Source organism: Candidatus Pantoea floridensis (assembly GCF_900215435.1).
GTDB classification, from domain to species: Bacteria; Pseudomonadota; Gammaproteobacteria; order Enterobacterales; family Enterobacteriaceae; genus Pantoea; species Pantoea floridensis.
This window is the reverse complement of the sequence record NZ_OCMY01000001.1, coordinates 1,273,621-1,289,833: the sequence shown is the minus strand read 5'-3', so window position 1 is coordinate 1,289,833 and position 16,213 is coordinate 1,273,621. Positions and strand designations below refer to the sequence as shown.

Sequence of the window (16,213 nt, the reverse complement as noted above, 5' to 3'; positions counted from 1 at the left end):
GCGCAAGGAGGGAGGAGGATTGTGCCGAAAAAGTCGGGTGGGCGCGCGCTGTCCCTCATCCCAACCTTCTCCCGCCAGCGGGAGAAGGAGCCGATCCAGAGGATTTATGGCTTAGCTATAAACTGCAGCGGACTGTCCCCTCTCCCGCGTGCGGGAGAGGGCTAGGGTGAGGGTAATTACTTCTGCACCGTATCAAAAAACAGCAAACTCACGCCGATTCCCTGCTGCACATGACTCACGTTATTGCGCACCGCGACCTGCTGCGCGCCCTGCAGCGTCACCACAAAGGGTGAGTTCTGCTGCACGGTTTTTTGCAAATCGGTGTACAACGCGCGTCGCTTGGCGGCATCGCTTTCTCCGGCAGCGGCGCGGGTTTTGGCGCTTAAATCCGGGATATCCCAACCGACGCGCCATGCCAGGGTTTTAGATCCGCCCGGTACGTTATAGGCAAAGGCGCTGGCGTTGGTGTTCGGATCGACATAGTCCGCACCCCAATAGATGAAGATCGATTGGAAATCACGGCCGCGCATTTTGCTCCACAATTCTGATTCTGCCACCGGCTGCAACTCGATCTGCACATCCGCCTTGGCGAAGCTGGCCTGCAGCGCCTGCGCCACATCAATATAAGGCGGCTGATTGATCACCGTCAGCGCAAATTTAGTCCCGGGCTTGATGCCGCCTTTGGCTAAAATCTCTTTGGCTTTCGCGACATCGTAATGGAACGGTTGATCTTCCAGCGCGCCGTCAAAACCCTGCGGCAGAAAGCTCTGATGAATGCGGTACTGGCCTTTCAGCAGGTCCTGCGATAGAGATTGATAATCCACCAGCCAACGTGCGGCTTGCCACAGCGCCGGATTGCCTAGCGCCGGTTGCGCTTTATCCTTGGTGTTAAACCCAAGGTAATACACCAGGCTGGAGGGGAAGGCTTCAATACGCAGATTTTTGTCACGCTTCAGCGCATCAATTTGATCCGGGCCGAGTTGATAAGCGACATCGACATCGCCTTGCTGAATCAGCAGGCGACGCGCACCGGCATCTGCTACGCCTTTGAGCAGAATACGTTTCAGCTTCGGCTGCGGATGGGCCTGTTGATTCGCGCTTAGCACCAGCGCCTGCTGCGGCACATATTGTTGAATGGTGAAGGCGCCGCTGCCGGCAGAATGCGTATGTAGCCAGCCGTTACCGGAATCGTTATTCACTGCATTCTGCTGCACGGTTTTGCTATCGACCACCGAAGCAACCGGCGCCGTGAGCAGACGCAGTGCCAGGTTCTGACCAATCTGCGCTGGCCACTGCATCTCCAGCTGATGGTCATTCAGCACTTTAAATTGGCTGGCGATATTTTCATTGGTCCAGCCAAATTCAGCGAGGATAAAAGAGGGCGCTTTGTTCAGCTGCACCGCGCGCGTCAGCGAGAAGATCACATCCTGCGCCGTGACCGGATTGCCGCTGGAGAAGCGGGCGTCGGACTTGAGGGTAAATATCAGGCTATGCGGCGTGCTGCCTTGCTGCCAGCGAGTCGCCAGCAGCGGCGACAATTTTTGCGGCGAGTTACGATCGGCTTCCACCAGCGTTTGATAGATATTGCGCTGCACGCTATTGCTGACGGTTTCAAAGCTTTCAGCCGGGTCAAAGCTAATGATGCCGTCGAGCGGGACGGCAACGACAAGGGTATCTTTCGGTGTGGCAGCATGCAGGGCAAAGCTGCTGCCCCATAAAGCGACGAGCAAAATCAATGAGCGCATTATTGTTTTCCTGGAGAGAAGATGAAGAGACTTTATCTCTGCCATCGTCCAGGCAAAATGCCGGTTTGTTCTGAGCTGTGCCGGAAAATAACAATTGATTACATTGAGGTATTATTTCGTTTATTTTGTGCGCTGCCTTTCATATTCGGAAAATAAAGCGCTTACCCCTTCGCCAATTAAGTAAATAAGATGTTATAAATGAGAATAATTCTCTGGTATGGAAGTATGATTTATTTTCATTGATTCATTTTGGCGATTATTTCCATGCGCGATAATCCCTGGTCAATTGCCCACTAAATATTGCCAAAATCACCGCATTTGTACGGTTAAATCCGCCATTTCTACCTCGAAAGCCCTTTACCAAGCCTTAACCTAAATTCAACATGATGATTGAATTTCATCAAAACACATTTTTAATTTAATTTTTACATTCAGAAATACCTATATCCCTAAGATTGCCAGGTTATTTACCGATTTATAAAGCTATTAACAAAAATAATTATCTTTCTTAGCAAGTGAGAGTCGTCACGCCATGCTTCTAAATAAACCGACCACCAGACGTAAGTTTTTACTTGGATCGCTGTTGGCTTTGCCATTAAGTGACCTGGTATTTAAGGGATTAACTGCCGCGCAAGCTGCGGAAATGGCCGCACCTGAGCTCGCTGACTATAAACCGATCTTTTTCACTAGCGATGAGTGGCAATTTATTCTGGCCGCAGCCGATCGTCTTATTCCTGCTGGCGGTAAGGGTAAAGCGCCAGGCGCGCTGGAAACCAACGTGCCGATCTTTATCGATCAGCAGTTGCACAGCCCGGAGTTCGGCGCAGAGATCTACATGCAGGGACCATTCGACGTGCATGCACCTGCCACCATGGGATACCAAATTCCGTTCACGCCACAGCAGATTTACCAGGCCGGCATCAAACTGGTGAATCAGTGGACGCAAAGCCACTTTCAGAAGCCGTTCCATGCGCTGTCGCTGGAAGAGAAAGATGCGGTCCTCACCAAAGTGAACAAAAACGACGGCATCGATTTCGCCGCGTTAGGCGAACCGAACCTGAAGGCTTCACAGTTCTTCAGCCAGCTGCTTTCAGATACCAAACACGGCTACCTCGCTGACCCGATGTACGGCGGCAACAAAGGCATGAAAGCCTGGATTGCCATCGGCTTCCCGGGCGCACGCGCCAGCTTTACCGAATGGGTGAAGCAGCACAACGTGCCGTACCCGCTAGGGCCGGTCAACCTCTTGGGTGAAAGCGCGTAAGCACACCCCCGTTTTTGGTATGTGAGACAGGATTAACATGGCACAGATTACAAAGAAAGAAGTCGACGTTGTCGTATGCGGCCTCGGCTGGGCCGGCTCATTGATGAGTATCGAACTGGCAATGGCCGGACTGGAAGTGCGCGCGTTAGAGCGCGGCGGCGAGCGCGATTACCCGGATTTCGCCTATCCGAAACCGGCTGATGAATACGCTTACAACGTGCGTAACAAAGTGTTCGCGACGCCCAAAGAAGTGGCGGTCACCGTGCGTTACAACAGCAGCCAGACGGCGTTACCGACCCGCAAGTGGGGCGCGTTTGCGCCAGGCACCGGTGTGGGCGGCGCGGGTATGCACTGGACGGCGGTGCTGATTCGTCCAACGCCAACCGATCTGAAGCTGAAAACCTACGTGGATGAGGCCTACAAGCCGGGCATCCTGCAGGAAGATATGCGTGTGATGGACTTCCCGTTCACCTGGGAGGAGATTGAGCCGTATTACTACAAGTTTGAGCTGATCTGCGGACAATCCGGTAATACCGGCAACCTGCGCGGTCAGATTCTGGAAGGTGGCGATCCGTTTGAAGGCCCGCGTTCAGAACCTTATCCGCTGCCCGCGCTGGAAGACACGCTGAACAACGTGATGTTCAAAGAAGCGGCGACCAAGCTTGGTTATCACCCGTTCCCGAACCCTTCTGCGTGCGTATCGCGCGCGTGGAAAAACCCGTACGGCAACCAGATCGCCCCGTGCAACTACTGCGGTTACTGCTCGAAATATCCGTGCCTGAACTACTCCAAAGCCTCACCGCAAACGGCAGTGATGGATGCGCTGAAACGCATGCCGAACTTCTCTTACGAAGTGCACGCGGAAGTGGTGAAAGTGGTGCTGCATGACGATCAGAAAACCGCGAAGGGCGTAATTTACTACGATGTGGATGGCAACGAAGTGTTCCAGCCGGCCAAAATCGTGGTGCTCTCCAGCTTCCAGCTCTACAACGTGCGTCTGATGCTGCTGTCCGGTATCGGCAAGCCGTATAACCCGATCACCGAAGAGGGTGTGGTGGGGCGTAACTATGCCTTCCTGTCAAACGGCGGCGCAACGCTGTTCTTCAAGGATAAAAACTTCAACTCTTTCGCTACCGCGGGTGCCACCGGGCAGATGTTCAATGACATCTCACCAGGCAATTTCGACGGTCCGGGACTGGGTTTCCTCGGCGGCGCGAAGATCCACAGTTCGCAGGCTACCGGCACGCCAATCGCCACCTCACTGCCGAAAGGTACGCCGAGCTGGGGCATGGGTTACAAGGAAGGTCTCGAGCAGTGGTACAACCATTCCATGAAGATCAGCATTACCACCACCTGTCAGTCGTATCGCGATATCTATCTGGATCTCGATCCGCACTACACCGATCATCGCGGTCAGCCGCTGCTGCGCATGACCTTCAACTGGAAAGAGAACGAACTTAAGCTGCAACAGCACTTGAAAGGTATCGTCGGCAACATCGCCAAAGAGCTGAATCCGGACAGCATGAGCATGAGCTTCCTGCCGATGGGCGCTGACTTTGACCTCACCAAATATGTCTCGACCCACAACGTGGGCGGCGCGGTGATGGGCGATAACCCGAAAACCTCTGCACTGAACAAATACCTGCAGAGCTGGGATGTTCATAACGTGTTTGTGCCGGGCGGCAACGCCTTCCCGCAAAACTTCCAGGCGAACCCGACCGATACCATCGGCGCGATCACCCTGATGGCGGCACAAGCCATCAAAGAACATTATCTGAAAAATCCCGGCCCACTGGTACAGGCATAAGCGCATGAAATTAAAATCATTGTTAATCGCCAACGCCGTGCTGCTGGGCAGCTTTGTCCTGCAGGCTCACGCGGAAGATGACGCTCAATTGATCAAGCAGGGTGAATACCTGTCGCGCCTCGGCGACTGTATGGCGTGCCATACCGTGGCGGGCAAAGCGGATTACGCCGGCGGTTTGGCGATTGAGTCGAATCTCGGCACCATTTACTCCACCAACATCACACCGGACACAGCGCACGGTATCGGCAACTATAGCGAGCAGCAGTTCTCGGACGCGGTGCGCAAAGGCGTGCTGCCGAACGGTTCACGCCTTTATCCCGCGATGCCGTATCCGGATTACGCCAAAATCTCGGATGCCGATATGCACGCGCTTTACGTCTACTTTATGAAGGGCGTGAAGCCGAGCAGCGAGCAGCCGCCGGAAACCGATCTCAGCTTCCCGTTCAGCCAGCGCTGGGGAATGCGCTTCTGGAACTGGGCGTTCACCTCTGATAAACCGTTCCAGCCGATTGGCGGCGCTTCGGAAGAGGTGAATCGCGGGGCTTATATCGTCGAAAGCCTTGGCCACTGCGGCAGCTGCCACACGCCGCGCGGTCTCGGCATGAACGAGAAAGCGCTGGATAGCGGCGACGTTCGGTTCCTTGCCGGTGGCAGTCTGAACAACTGGGATGTACCGTCGCTGCGCGGTGTGCCGCGCTGGAGCGAGCAGGAGATCGTCGATTACCTGCAAACCGGACGTAACGACAAGGCCGCGGTAGGCGGTGAGATGAAGTCGGTGATTGAGCACTCCAGCTCGCACATGACGGATGCGGATCTAAAAGCGATTGCCGCCTATCTGAAGTTCCTCGGTGGTAATCCGTCGCTGCAGGCGTACAACGTGCAGCAGCAGCAGGCGACAGAAGCGAAACTGACGGCGGCGAAAGGCTTGTCAGAAGGGGAGCGTTTGTACATCGACAACTGCGGTGCGTGTCACTTTGTCACCGGTAAAGGCGCGCCGGGAATCTTCCCAGAGCTGGATCAGGCGACGATCGTTAATGCTAAAGATCCAAGCGGTTTGATCCACACCATTTTGGCCGGTGCGCAGCAGCCATCGACCGCGAAGGCACCATCAACCCTGGCGATGCCGGATTTTGCTAAGCGTCTGGATGATGATCAAGTGGCGAAACTGGCGACCTTCATTCGTCAGGGCTGGAGCAACCATGCGCCAGCAGTGACCAAAGATCAGGTAGCGGAAGTACGTAAGACGTTGAAGTAATATTGTAATTCCAGGTGCGTATGAATGCGCACCCTACGCGGTTGTAGGGGCGCCATTCATGGCGACCTGGTTTTATAAGACGGTTTAATGGAAAGTGTGAATCACTTCTAACACGCCGTTAATGATGAACTGCACGCCCATACACACCAGCAAAAAGCCCATCAAACGTGAAATCGCCTCGATCCCACCTTTACCAACCAGCTTCATAATGGCGCCAGAACTGCGCAGTGAAATCCACAGAATCACAGACACAGCCAGAAACGTCAGCACCGGCGCGACCGCCACCACCCACGCAGGAAAATCGACGCCGGCTTTTACCGTGGAAGCCGAGCTGATGATCATCGCAATGGTGCCTGGCCCCGCAGTGCTCGGCATCGCCAGCGGCACAAAGGCGATATTCACGGTTTCGCGTGTGTTATCGGTGGCGTCCAGCTCATCCTGCTTGTGTTTGGCCTCAACCGAATGCCCAACAGGTTTCGCCGGAAACAGCATGCGAAAACCGATAAATGCCACAATGAGCCCGCCCGCCATACGCAAGCCGGGAATCGAGATACCAAACGTGTGCAACACCGCACTGCCGGCGTACCACGCCACCATCATGATCAGGAATACGTAGATCGAGGCCTGCATCGCCTGGCGATTACGCTCCTGAAAATTCATATCGCCTGCAAGGCCAAGAAACAGCGCAACGGTGGTGAGCGGATTGGCCAGCGGCAAAATCACCACCAATCCCAGCCCGATGGCTTTAAAAAGCTCCAGCATGAAAATTCCTCAAATTTCCAGGTCGCCATAAATGGCGACCCTACAATAACGGCGATCCAATTATGCACGGCCGCTCTAAACGGCAATCCAACAACGTAGGGGCGCCATTTATGGCGACCAGGGAGGGATCTGCAGAGAAATCTCTGCGTACCGAAATACCGAATATCAGTGCTTCGGCGTATCCAGCGCTTCGATCAGCTCGGGGAAGAAATCCTCCAGCAGTTCGGGCGTCATCAGTTCGGGATAGTTGATTAAGTGCTCGCGAATACGCTCATTCACATCCGGCAGCAATCGCTGCGCCGCGTCTTGCGCAGTGATCTTCTTCTGTTTCATCAGGCGCAGTACATCATCCGGCAGATTGTCTTCATCTTCGACTTCATCGACACCTTCAAGATCGTCCAACTCATCCAGCAAATCCATCAGCGCCTCAATCTGCGGCGTGCGGGACTGATATTCTGACGGCTGCTCGTTTTGCAGATAGCGCAGCAGGGCGCGTACCGGGGATCCGTCGGGCTCGGCGGGTGGCTCGTTGGCGAACCAGGTGAGGAGATCGTGTTGCGTCACCTGATGGACGTGATAACCGTTATCCACCAGTTCATCGGCGAGGACATCAGCGGTATCGTGCTCAATCAGGCAAATGTGGGTGCGATTCGGTGTGAACTGCTCCAGCCATTGATAAATCTCTTCAATTACGCTGTCGTCGTAAATGAAAGTTTGGCTGAGATAGCTGTCATCCTGCTGGTGAACGCAGATGTGAATCTGGTCGGGATCGAAGTAAATCGCAATGTTGATGCCTTTCATGTGCGCTGTCCTATGTGGTGCAAAAACCCACTATAGCCTCCGACAGCGCAGATGAACATGGTGCCACCCGCAGCTTGCACTGCGGGTGGTAAAAATTAACGCAAATCAGCGCGATCCAGGCCATACGCGCTATCAAATGCGCCGGGAGTCATGCGTGAAAGCACCATCAGGCGATTCCAGGTATTGATAGTGGCGATGCAGAATGTTAGTTCACTGGTTTCGACTTCAGAGAAGTGCTCGCGCACTTCGCTATATAACGCATCCTCAATGCCGTGGTCGCCCGGACGCGTAAGCGCTTCGGTCAGCGCCAGCGCCGCTTTCTCTTTGGCGGTAAACAGCGGAGATTCGCGCCAGATAGCCACATGATGCAAACGCAGTTCGCGCTCGCCGTGCAGTTTGGCCTCTTTTACATGCATATCCACACAAAAGGCGCACTGGTTGAGCTGCGAAGCGCGCAGATCGACCAGATGTTTCAGTGAGGCTTCCAGCGATGTGTTGCCGACAGCCGTTGAGAGTTCGGACATGGCTTTAACTAAAGCAGGTACGGTTTTGAAGTGATTAACGCGCGATGTCATGTTGCTTTCCTCTTGCAGAATAAACGTTTAATAGCTCGCCACGCATTGCGTGGTTGATAGGGGACATCATAAACTTCTATGTCTGAGCTAAAAGGGCCAAAAACCGTTAAAATAGGTAGGACATAGCGTGGGATACAAAGAAATTTATGCGCGGTATCGTCAGCACATTCTTGAAGGGCGGTTAAAGCCGGGAGATCGTGTGCCAGCCATTCGTACGCTGGCGAGTGAACTGCAGGTAGCGCGCAAAACGGTAGAAGCCGCCTATGAAATCCTCATCGGCGAAGGATATTTCGTCAGCCAGGGTGCGAAGGGCACATGCGTCAATCCACAGCTGCTTCTGGCTACGGCGTCGGAAAAAGCAGCCGTTTCCGCGCCACCGGCCAGCGAAAATTCTCCGCGTGAGAGCAAAGGTGAACTGCGACTTGGCATTCCTGCTCTGGATGAATTTCCGCACAAGAAGTGGCTGCTTATTTCCGGCAAGGCTGCACGTACGCTGCGACCAGAGGAGATGATCTTGCCACCGGTCATGGGTTATCAGCCGCTGCGCGAGGCGATCGCCAGCTATCTGAGTATTTCTCGCGGGCTCAACTGCCAGCCGGAACAGATCTTTATCACCAGCGGCTATCGCGCCAACCTGCGACTGATTCTGGCTGTGCTGGCGCAGCCGAGCGATAAAGTGCTGTTTGAAGATCCTGGCTACTTCTTTGGCCAAAAATTACTGAAGCGCATCGCCCCAAATCTGCATTATGTGCCAGTCGATCGCCAGGGTATGGATGTTGATTATCTGCTGCGCTATCACCCGGATGCACGTTTCTCCATCGTGACGCCTACGCATCACAGTCCGCTGGCGGTCACTTTATCGCTGCCCCGCAAACATCAGCTGCTGGAGTGGGCACACCAGAACGACAGCTGGATTATTGAAGATGATTACGATGGCGAGTTTCATTACACGCGCAAAGTGATTCCGGCGATGAAAAGCCTGGATGTACACGATCGCGTGATTTACACCGGCACCTTCAGCAAAACCATGATGCCAGCGATGCGCGTTGGCTATCTGGTGATGCCGAAAGAGACCATTGGGCGTTTCAACGAGTTAGGTGAAATCCTTGAAACCGGCATGTCGCTGCTGCCGCAAAAGATTCTGGCGCAGTTCCTCAGCGAAGGTCACTTTTATCGTCATATTAAGAAGATGCGCATTCTGTATCAGCAGCGACGCCGCATGATGCTGGATGCACTACAGCAATGCTTTCCGGAAATGTTTGATTTCGAACTCACGGATGGTGGCATGCACATTGTCGCCTTTTTGCGTCGCGGTACGCAGGACAAAGCGTTGGCAGAGATCTGGCAGCGGCATCAACTCCGCGTACTGCCGCTTTCCGGCTGGTATATGCAGACGCAGAAGCGCTATGGATTAGTGATTGGTTACACCAATATTCGCTCGCCAGAGCAGGCATTCGCGCTGTTGCAAAGAACGGCGCGCGAAACGCGAGAAGCGTTTAAATAAAGAAAAGGCGCGAGGGACAGCTCGCGCCTTGATACCGGCGCGTCCTTACATGCCGATATATTTTTTACCCTGCTTCAGCACCACATCGCAGGCTTTGGTTTTCAGCTTCTCGCCCATCGGTGAGCTGCTCAGACTTTGCAGATTCAGCTGCTGGCCGTTGCCGGTATTCAGCAAACCTTGTACACCCTGCTGATAATCGGTTTTCTGCGCTTGCGCGGCAGGGCTGCTTAAGCCGAGCTTGCTCAGCACCTGATCCTTCACCGACGTCACGTTGTTATCCACCACGTTATGCTGCACGCAATAGGACATCACGCCCGCAGCGTTAGTCATGCTATTGGCGCTCACTGCTTTATCGCCGCCGTTCAGCAGGCCCGTAACAGAAGAGAGCGACAGCCCACCGTTCTGCGCGTTAGCGCTACCCGCGGTGCTGCTATTCTGCTGCGAAAGCTGTGATGCCGCGCTGCTTAGCTGATCCTGCCAACTCGCCGCCGATGCACTCCCCGCAACCAGTGCTGCCGCGATGCCACATCCCCAAATCATGCGTTGTAATTTCATCTCAACCTCGTTGTCTTTTATGTTCTGACTGCGTCAGTTTTGGTTAAGAGAGGTTTGCTTTAAGAAAGTTCCTGAGAGCACGACGGATAACAGGAGAATGAGACAGTTCTTGGTTTTATCGGGCATTGAAACGGGTAGGAGTGGAAGAGCGAGGTAAAACTCATGCTCGATTGATGATTTTACAGGCAGTTGAGCGCGGAATGCTGATTTTTTCAACGCTTAGCGCACATCAGCAACGATTCCAGTTGCGCACTTTGCGCGTAACGGTATAATCCCCAACGTTTTCCGCATCCCTTCAGTGCCGAAGTGGCGAAATCGGTAGACGCAGTTGATTCAAAATCAACCGTAGAGATACATGTCGGTTCGAGTCCGACCTTCGGCACCATCGATTGATGCAAAATTAAGTCGCTTACGAGCGGCTTTTTTTGTGCCTGAAATCCAGTATTTACCTATCTTTCCCACTATATTAACTCTCTTAAGGTCAACCGACATCAACGTACATCTACCAACAGGTTTTGGTGCAGATGATGGTATTTTTGGTTCGATAATGCTTGTACCAACAGCTACCGTGTTAAGTTCAGTGACTGTCGCTGAAAGTTATGATTAACACCCCCCTAAGCGTCAGCAGCAAGCTGCCGCCGCCAAGGCCCCGGAAATCACGCCCTTCACGTCGCAAGCGCCGTAAAGCCCGCTCACCGGGGTAAAAGGGGTTACATAAACTTCTTCATCGTTGGTAGCTGGGTTAGGTTAATCAGGGCGAGGGATGGGATTGCAGAATATACAGGTCCGAAACCGGCTACGCCGGGCGTACGGCGCCGTTTACCATCCGAGTCATATGTGACGTCATCAGGCACCTCTGCGTTTAACCTACCATCTTCTTTTTGCTGCGTCCTCACAGCATACCCGATAATAAAATAGGGGATCATATGAATACAAATTTCGATCATCTTGGCGTTTTGGTGCGGGTCTTTTTTGGTCAGGATTATGATTTATTTGGTGAAGATTTTTATGAAATATTAGCCGCCTACAAAAACGCAGAAAATACCAAAGCTATTCAGGAAACCATTCGCGAAGCACATCAATTGTTAGAATCCTGTCCGGATGAAAACGAACTCAATCTGGTTTTTTCTAACCTTGCTGAGGGGGAGTTCTCACCCACAGCATGGGGGTTTACTGCACGAATTTTTCTCGAGAACGTCATTATTGCGTTGAGTAATTAGATGAAGTGCCAGCGATTGCACATTCTTCAGACGATCTCTGGCAGGGATTGAATCAACGATAAAAATTCGTGGCGCAGCAGGTTATAAATCGCTATCAACTCCACTAAACACTGCATTTTAGATATAAGCGTAGGCCGCTGGCGATACGCGTTGATCCTATCCAGACGCCTGTTATGGACGTTGTAAAAACCCCGCTTCGCTCCGATATTTCTCCCTTTGTCTCAAAATTCTCTGTTTGAACTTTTTTTTCATCCTGCTGACAAGTTTGCATGGCAGAATGGCGCTCCGGTGAATCAGTGGAGGTGCAGAGGCTATGACAGATGAAATCGAGCAGCGTATCTACGAGCTGGTGCGACGTTACGACGGCGTCTACCTGTTTAAGCAAAAGACGCTGACACCGCAGATTGATATTGATAGCGATCTCAACTTTGAGCGCGAGGAAGCCGCTGCTCTGATGGACGAATTCTTCAACGAATTCAGCGTAGAGCGCGGAGAGTTTGTCATCGAAACTTACTATCCCGCTGAGCCTTCGCTGGTGCAAATTCTCAACCCGTTCACTAAGCGCGACGTGCCGGTGGTGCCTGATTTTACGCTGGGAATGTTAATTGAATCGGCAAAAGTGGGGCGCTGGTTGTACGAATAAAGACAGGCTCACCGCAGAGCCTGCCGCAGTTCACTTCTTCACATGCACATCAAAACCGCGCTCTTCCGGCGCAAATTCATCCTTTAACGTCAGCGCAGGTATCGCATAATCGCCGCCGTTCTGCTGACGATAGGCAATCGGTGCCGTTTCGGCCAACGTATCTAAACGCGTTGCTAGCGCATCGCACCAGCCGGCAAAACGCTCCTGCGCTGATTTCTGCACCCGATAGAAAACCAGCGGTGGCAGCACGCTAAAGCCAGGATAAAACAGCATGCCATGATGGATGGGGAACAATAACGCGTCTATCGGGCCATTAATGCCGCGCGGGCTGTAGTGCGATTCCCAGCCGCCGGTCGTCACCACGAGCATGGCGCGTTTGCCGCTGAGATTGCCTTCACCGTAACGATCGCCCCAATGCTGATCGTTGTGCTCGCCCACGCCGTAGGCAAAGCCGTTAGCGTAAACACGATCAAACCAACCTTTCATGATGGCCGGCATGGAAAACCACCACAGCGGAAACTGGAAGATCACCGTGTCGGCCCAGCGCAGTTTTTCCTGCTCGGCGGCGATATCCGCAGCTTGCAATTGATGATCGTAGGCGAAGCGTGAATCCACAGTGGCATCATAATGACTGCCGACCAGCGGGGCGTGCGTATCACTGGCGTCGAGCTGCGCTTTCCACTGCATGGCATAGAGATCGGAAACCTGCACCTGATGTCCAGCGTGCTGCAGATGTTGTACCGCAAAATCTTTAAGTGAACCGCTAAGTGAGTGCGGTTCCGGATGGGCATACACAATCAGTACATTCATGGCTTAAACCTGTGAGATGAAAACAGCTGCAGATTACGGCCGCGCTGGCTATAGTGGAAATCAATTGCTGATATCTCAGGTATAGAAAGGGTGAATATCAACTCACTGGATTTGAATCTGTTGCAGACGCTCAATGTACTGTTAAGCGAACACAACGTTACGCGTGCGGCGCAGCGTCTGCATCTCTCACAACCTTCAGTCAGCGCCCAGCTGGCGCGGCTGCGGCTACTGTTTGACGATCCGCTACTGTTGCCCGGTCCGCGCGGCATGCTGCCAACCGCACGCGCTGAGGCGTTACGCGAGCCGTTGCGTCTGGCGCTGGAGGCGGTGGAGCGCGCGGTCGCGCCGCCGGATGCTTTCAACCCAGCCATTGCGGATGTGACCTGGCGCCTCGCCGCCACCGATTACATGTCCTCAGCGCTGATCCTGCCCGCATTGAATTTGGTCCGTGCTGCGGCACCGCTCAGTCGTATGGCGATATTTGCCCTCAATCCACCGCAGGTCGCGCAGCAGCTGGAAAAGGGCGAACTGGATTTGGTGTTTCATACCGGTGACAACGCGCCGCCAACGCTGCATCAGCGTAAATTGTTTAGCGAGCGTTATGTGCTGGCAGGACGGCGCGATCACCCACAGCTGCAACGGCCTCCAACGCTCGATGAGTTTTGCGAGCTGGAGTTTGTCATGGTGTCGCCGGATGGTGGTGGGTTCACTGCGGCGACAGATCGCGCGCTGGCAAAGCGGGGGCGCAGTCGCCGCGTGGCGCTCTCGGTGCCACATTTTCTGTTTATGCTGGATGTCTTAGCAAATAGCGATCTCGTTGCGGTGCTGCCTGAGCGTCTGGTACGTCATGCTCAACAGCTCACGGTTATAGCGCCGCCGCTCGACATTGAAGGCTTTGATATTTTGCTGCTGTGGCACGAGCGTTTGCATCGCGATCCGGCACAGCAATGGCTGCGACAACAAATTGTGGCAGCGCTATAAACCTGAACCTTAACGCGAGTTAAGCGGGTGTTATTGAGCGTAACCTACTTTTCCATAAGGCTTTTTTTCACGCTTTTATCTGAAATCCAATGCGATTAGCGCCGCGGTTTTTCTCCCTGCATCATATGAAAACGATGAAACACTCGCGTTTATCATTTTCAGGAGAACAGACCATGCATGTATTCGTAACCGGTGCCACCGGCTGGGTGGGCTCAGCGGTGGTGGAAGATCTGATCGCAGCAGGCCATGAAGTTTCTGGTCTGGCACGTTCCAAAGATAAAGCCCGGGCGCTGGCGGCAGCCGGTGCTCACGTGATTCACGGCTCGCTGGAGGATAGCGATATTCTGCGCCACGCTGCGCAAAACGCCGATGCAGTGATTCATACCGCTTTCAACCACGATTTCTCCCGTTTCGTGGAGAATTGCGAGCAGGATCGACGCGTGATTGAGCAGCTGGGCGCGGCAATTGAAGGATCCGATCGCATGCTGCTGGTGACGTCCGGTTTATCAGGCATGGCGAGCGGCGCAACGGAGCTGGATCAGCCCAAACCGGTCTCACCACGCCAGTCGGAAGCCGCAGCCAATGTGCTTTCTCAGCGAGGTGTGCACGTGGCGGCGGTGCGTTTGGCACCTTCCGTACATGGCCTCGGCGATCACGGTTTTATCCCGATCCTGGTGCGGCTGGCCCGTGAAACCGGCGTTTCGGCATGGTATGGCGATGGGCAAAACGTTTGGTCGGGTGTGCATCGCCGTGATGCCGCGCGCGTTTATCGCCTGGCACTGGAGCAAGGGGTAACCGAGCGTGTTTACCATGCCGTTGCAGATCAGGCCGTGCCGTTCCAGGCTATTGCGCAGGCGCTGGCCCACCAACTTGGCCTGCCTGCCGAGGCGCGCGAACGTGAGCATTTTGGTTGGTTCGCGAACATGGCGGCCGGCAACATGGCGGTATCGAGCGTACGAACGCGCGCACTGCTTGACTGGATGCCAACCGGCCCCGATCTGCTGACGGAACTCAACAACCCCGCTTATTACACCCATATTTAATCGTTGGCTGTCGCGGCTTAAGCGACAGCTTTCCGGAATACCATCATGAAATCCACTGTATTTATGACGTTGCTGCCACTCTCGCTGGCGGTATTTATTTCGTTTCTCACCATGGGGATGCAGCTGCCGGTACTGCCGCTGCATCTGCAACAAAACCTCGGCATGGATACGCTCATGATTGGCGCCGTGATCGGTGCGCAATTTATTGCCGCGCTGCTGACGCGTGCCTGGGCGGGAAATTTTGCCGATATGCGCGGACCGAAACGTGCTGTGATTGCCGGGCTGATGGTCATTGCCAGCTCGGGTTGCATCTACCTGCTGTCGCTGCTGTTCATTCATCAAACCCACACGTCGGTAGCTATTTTGCTGCTGGGCCGCGTGGTGCTGGCGCTGGGAGAGAGCCTGATCGCCACAGGTGCACTCGGCTGGGGATTAGGTTTGGTAGGGCCGGGCAATGCGGGCAAAGTGATGGCGTGGATTGGCATTGCGATTTATGGCGCGTGGGCGCTGGGCGCACCGCTTGGCGTTGCCGTTTATCACGCCTGGCACTTTAGCGGTATTGCTGTAGCCATCATCCTCATCCCTCTGTTACCGCTGCTGTTTATCAGCCGTCAGCGCGGCGTCCAGCCGACGGCAACAACGCGTACGCCATTTTATAAAGTCATGGGGGCGGTTTGGCGGCCGGGCCTGGGTTTGGCGCTGGCCAGCGTGGGATTTGGCATGATCACCGCTTTTATCGCGCTGCTGTTTGCGGCTAAATCCTGGGGCAACGCGTCGCTGGCTTTCACCGCCTTTGGCGTTACGTTTATCGTGGCGCGTCTGTTCTTTGCCCATCTCCCCGACAAGTTGGGCGGAGCACGCGTGGCGTTGGTGTGTGTGATTATTGAAGCTCTGGGGCAGCTGCTGATTTGGGGAGCTGAGAGTGCCAATGTGGCGTATCTCGGCGCAGCGCTAACCGGCTTTGGATATTCGCTGGCGTTTCCGGGCTTTGGCGTGGAAGCGGTACGTCGCGCGCCGCCGCAAACGCGCAGCTTGGCGATGGGCGCTTATGTGGCATTTCTTGATATCGCGCTGGCGATCACCAGTCCGGTTGCTGGCGCGCTGGCGGGCCATTTTGGCATTGCATCGGTGTATCTGGCGGGTGCTATAGCGGTGGGATGCGCGGTGCTGGTGGCAGCAGGTTTACTGGCGCGTGCGCCGGAGACGCAACGCGTAACGGAATAGTCACCGCCGCAAAAAATTCACTTC

The 16,213-nt window shown here is 54.2% G+C and carries 14 protein-coding genes, 1 tRNA gene and 1 pseudogene; 10 read left to right on the top strand and 6 right to left on the bottom strand.

Annotation, left to right across the window (positions count from 1 at the left end):
• Window positions 1-176 precede the first annotated feature (176 nt).
• Entirely contained in the window at window positions 177-1,745 is a 1,569-nt protein-coding gene (locus CRO19_RS06080; protein WP_097095051.1) for an ABC transporter substrate-binding protein, read from the bottom strand.
• A 532-nt stretch (window positions 1,746-2,277) separates the two neighbouring features.
• Here CRO19_RS06080 and CRO19_RS06075 point away from each other — a divergent pair.
• Genes CRO19_RS06075 through CRO19_RS06065 form a run of 3 tightly spaced genes read left to right on the top strand, consistent with a single transcriptional unit; the run spans window position 2,278 to window position 6,071 of the window.
• Complete coding sequence (locus tag CRO19_RS06075; RefSeq protein ID WP_097095050.1) at window positions 2,278-3,009, top strand: gluconate 2-dehydrogenase subunit 3 family protein; 732 nt, start codon at window positions 2,278-2,280, stop codon at window positions 3,007-3,009.
• 37 nt (window positions 3,010-3,046) lie between these two features.
• Window positions 3,047-4,816, top strand: coding sequence for a GMC family oxidoreductase (locus CRO19_RS26515; RefSeq protein WP_097095049.1), 1,770 nt, complete (start codon window positions 3,047-3,049; stop codon window positions 4,814-4,816).
• Between the two features lie 4 nt (window positions 4,817-4,820).
• Window positions 4,821-6,071: a c-type cytochrome gene (locus CRO19_RS06065; RefSeq protein ID WP_097095048.1), complete on the top strand. Its 1,251-nt coding sequence runs from the start codon at window positions 4,821-4,823 to the stop codon at window positions 6,069-6,071.
• A gap of 84 nt (window positions 6,072-6,155) precedes the next feature.
• On the opposite strand, the gene CRO19_RS06060 is transcribed toward CRO19_RS06065, so the two are convergent.
• The 3 genes from CRO19_RS06060 to CRO19_RS06050 form a co-directional block, all read right to left on the bottom strand.
• Entirely contained in the window at window positions 6,156-6,833 is a 678-nt protein-coding gene (locus CRO19_RS06060) for a MarC family NAAT transporter (RefSeq protein WP_097095047.1), read from the bottom strand.
• 165 nt (window positions 6,834-6,998) lie between these two features.
• Window positions 6,999-7,634 (bottom strand): hypothetical protein, encoded by a 636-nt coding sequence (locus CRO19_RS06055; protein ID WP_097095046.1) that lies wholly within the window; start codon window positions 7,632-7,634, stop codon window positions 6,999-7,001.
• Window positions 7,635-7,729: 95 nt separating this feature from the next.
• Entirely contained in the window at window positions 7,730-8,209 is a 480-nt protein-coding gene (locus tag CRO19_RS06050) for a carboxymuconolactone decarboxylase family protein (RefSeq protein ID WP_097095045.1), read from the bottom strand.
• Window positions 8,210-8,336: 127 nt separating this feature from the next.
• On the opposite strand from CRO19_RS06050, the gene pdxR reads away from it, so the two are divergent.
• Window positions 8,337-9,713, top strand: coding sequence for a MocR-like pyridoxine biosynthesis transcription factor PdxR (pdxR, locus tag CRO19_RS06045; RefSeq protein WP_097095044.1), 1,377 nt, complete (start codon window positions 8,337-8,339; stop codon window positions 9,711-9,713).
• A gap of 45 nt (window positions 9,714-9,758) precedes the next feature.
• On the opposite strand, the gene CRO19_RS06040 is transcribed toward pdxR, so the two are convergent.
• Complete coding sequence (locus tag CRO19_RS06040) at window positions 9,759-10,268, bottom strand: YjjA family protein (protein ID WP_097095043.1); 510 nt, start codon at window positions 10,266-10,268, stop codon at window positions 9,759-9,761.
• A gap of 300 nt (window positions 10,269-10,568) precedes the next feature.
• Between CRO19_RS06040 and CRO19_RS06035 the strand changes: the two genes are divergently transcribed.
• The 3 genes from CRO19_RS06035 (at window position 10,569) to CRO19_RS06015 (ending at window position 12,131) form a co-directional block, all read left to right on the top strand.
• Window positions 10,569-10,653, top strand: a tRNA-Leu gene (locus CRO19_RS06035).
• Between the two features lie 541 nt (window positions 10,654-11,194).
• Entirely contained in the window at window positions 11,195-11,488 is a 294-nt protein-coding gene (locus CRO19_RS06020) for a contact-dependent growth inhibition system immunity protein (protein ID WP_097095041.1), read from the top strand.
• 313 nt (window positions 11,489-11,801) lie between these two features.
• The gene (locus CRO19_RS06015; RefSeq protein ID WP_097095040.1) at window positions 11,802-12,131 is read left to right on the top strand and encodes a DUF1493 family protein; all 330 of its coding nucleotides are present in this window, start codon (window positions 11,802-11,804) and stop codon (window positions 12,129-12,131) included.
• A gap of 30 nt (window positions 12,132-12,161) precedes the next feature.
• Here the strand turns inward: CRO19_RS06015 and CRO19_RS06010 are convergent, their stop codons facing one another.
• Window positions 12,162-12,941 (bottom strand): NAD(P)H-dependent oxidoreductase, encoded by a 780-nt coding sequence (locus CRO19_RS06010; RefSeq protein WP_097095039.1) that lies wholly within the window; start codon window positions 12,939-12,941, stop codon window positions 12,162-12,164.
• 90 nt (window positions 12,942-13,031) lie between these two features.
• On the opposite strand from CRO19_RS06010, the gene CRO19_RS06005 reads away from it, so the two are divergent.
• From CRO19_RS06005 to CRO19_RS05995, 3 genes and pseudogenes are all read left to right on the top strand, one after another.
• A complete protein-coding gene (locus CRO19_RS06005; protein ID WP_097095038.1) occupies window positions 13,032-13,922 on the top strand; it encodes a LysR family transcriptional regulator in 891 nt (296 codons plus the stop codon).
• Between the two features lie 173 nt (window positions 13,923-14,095).
• A complete protein-coding gene (locus tag CRO19_RS06000; protein ID WP_097095037.1) occupies window positions 14,096-14,965 on the top strand; it encodes an SDR family oxidoreductase in 870 nt (289 codons plus the stop codon).
• A 39-nt stretch (window positions 14,966-15,004) separates the two neighbouring features.
• Window positions 15,005-16,189 (top strand): annotated as a pseudogene (locus CRO19_RS05995) (arabinose transporter); the annotation flags it as partial.
• Window positions 16,190-16,213: the final 24 nt, after the last annotated feature.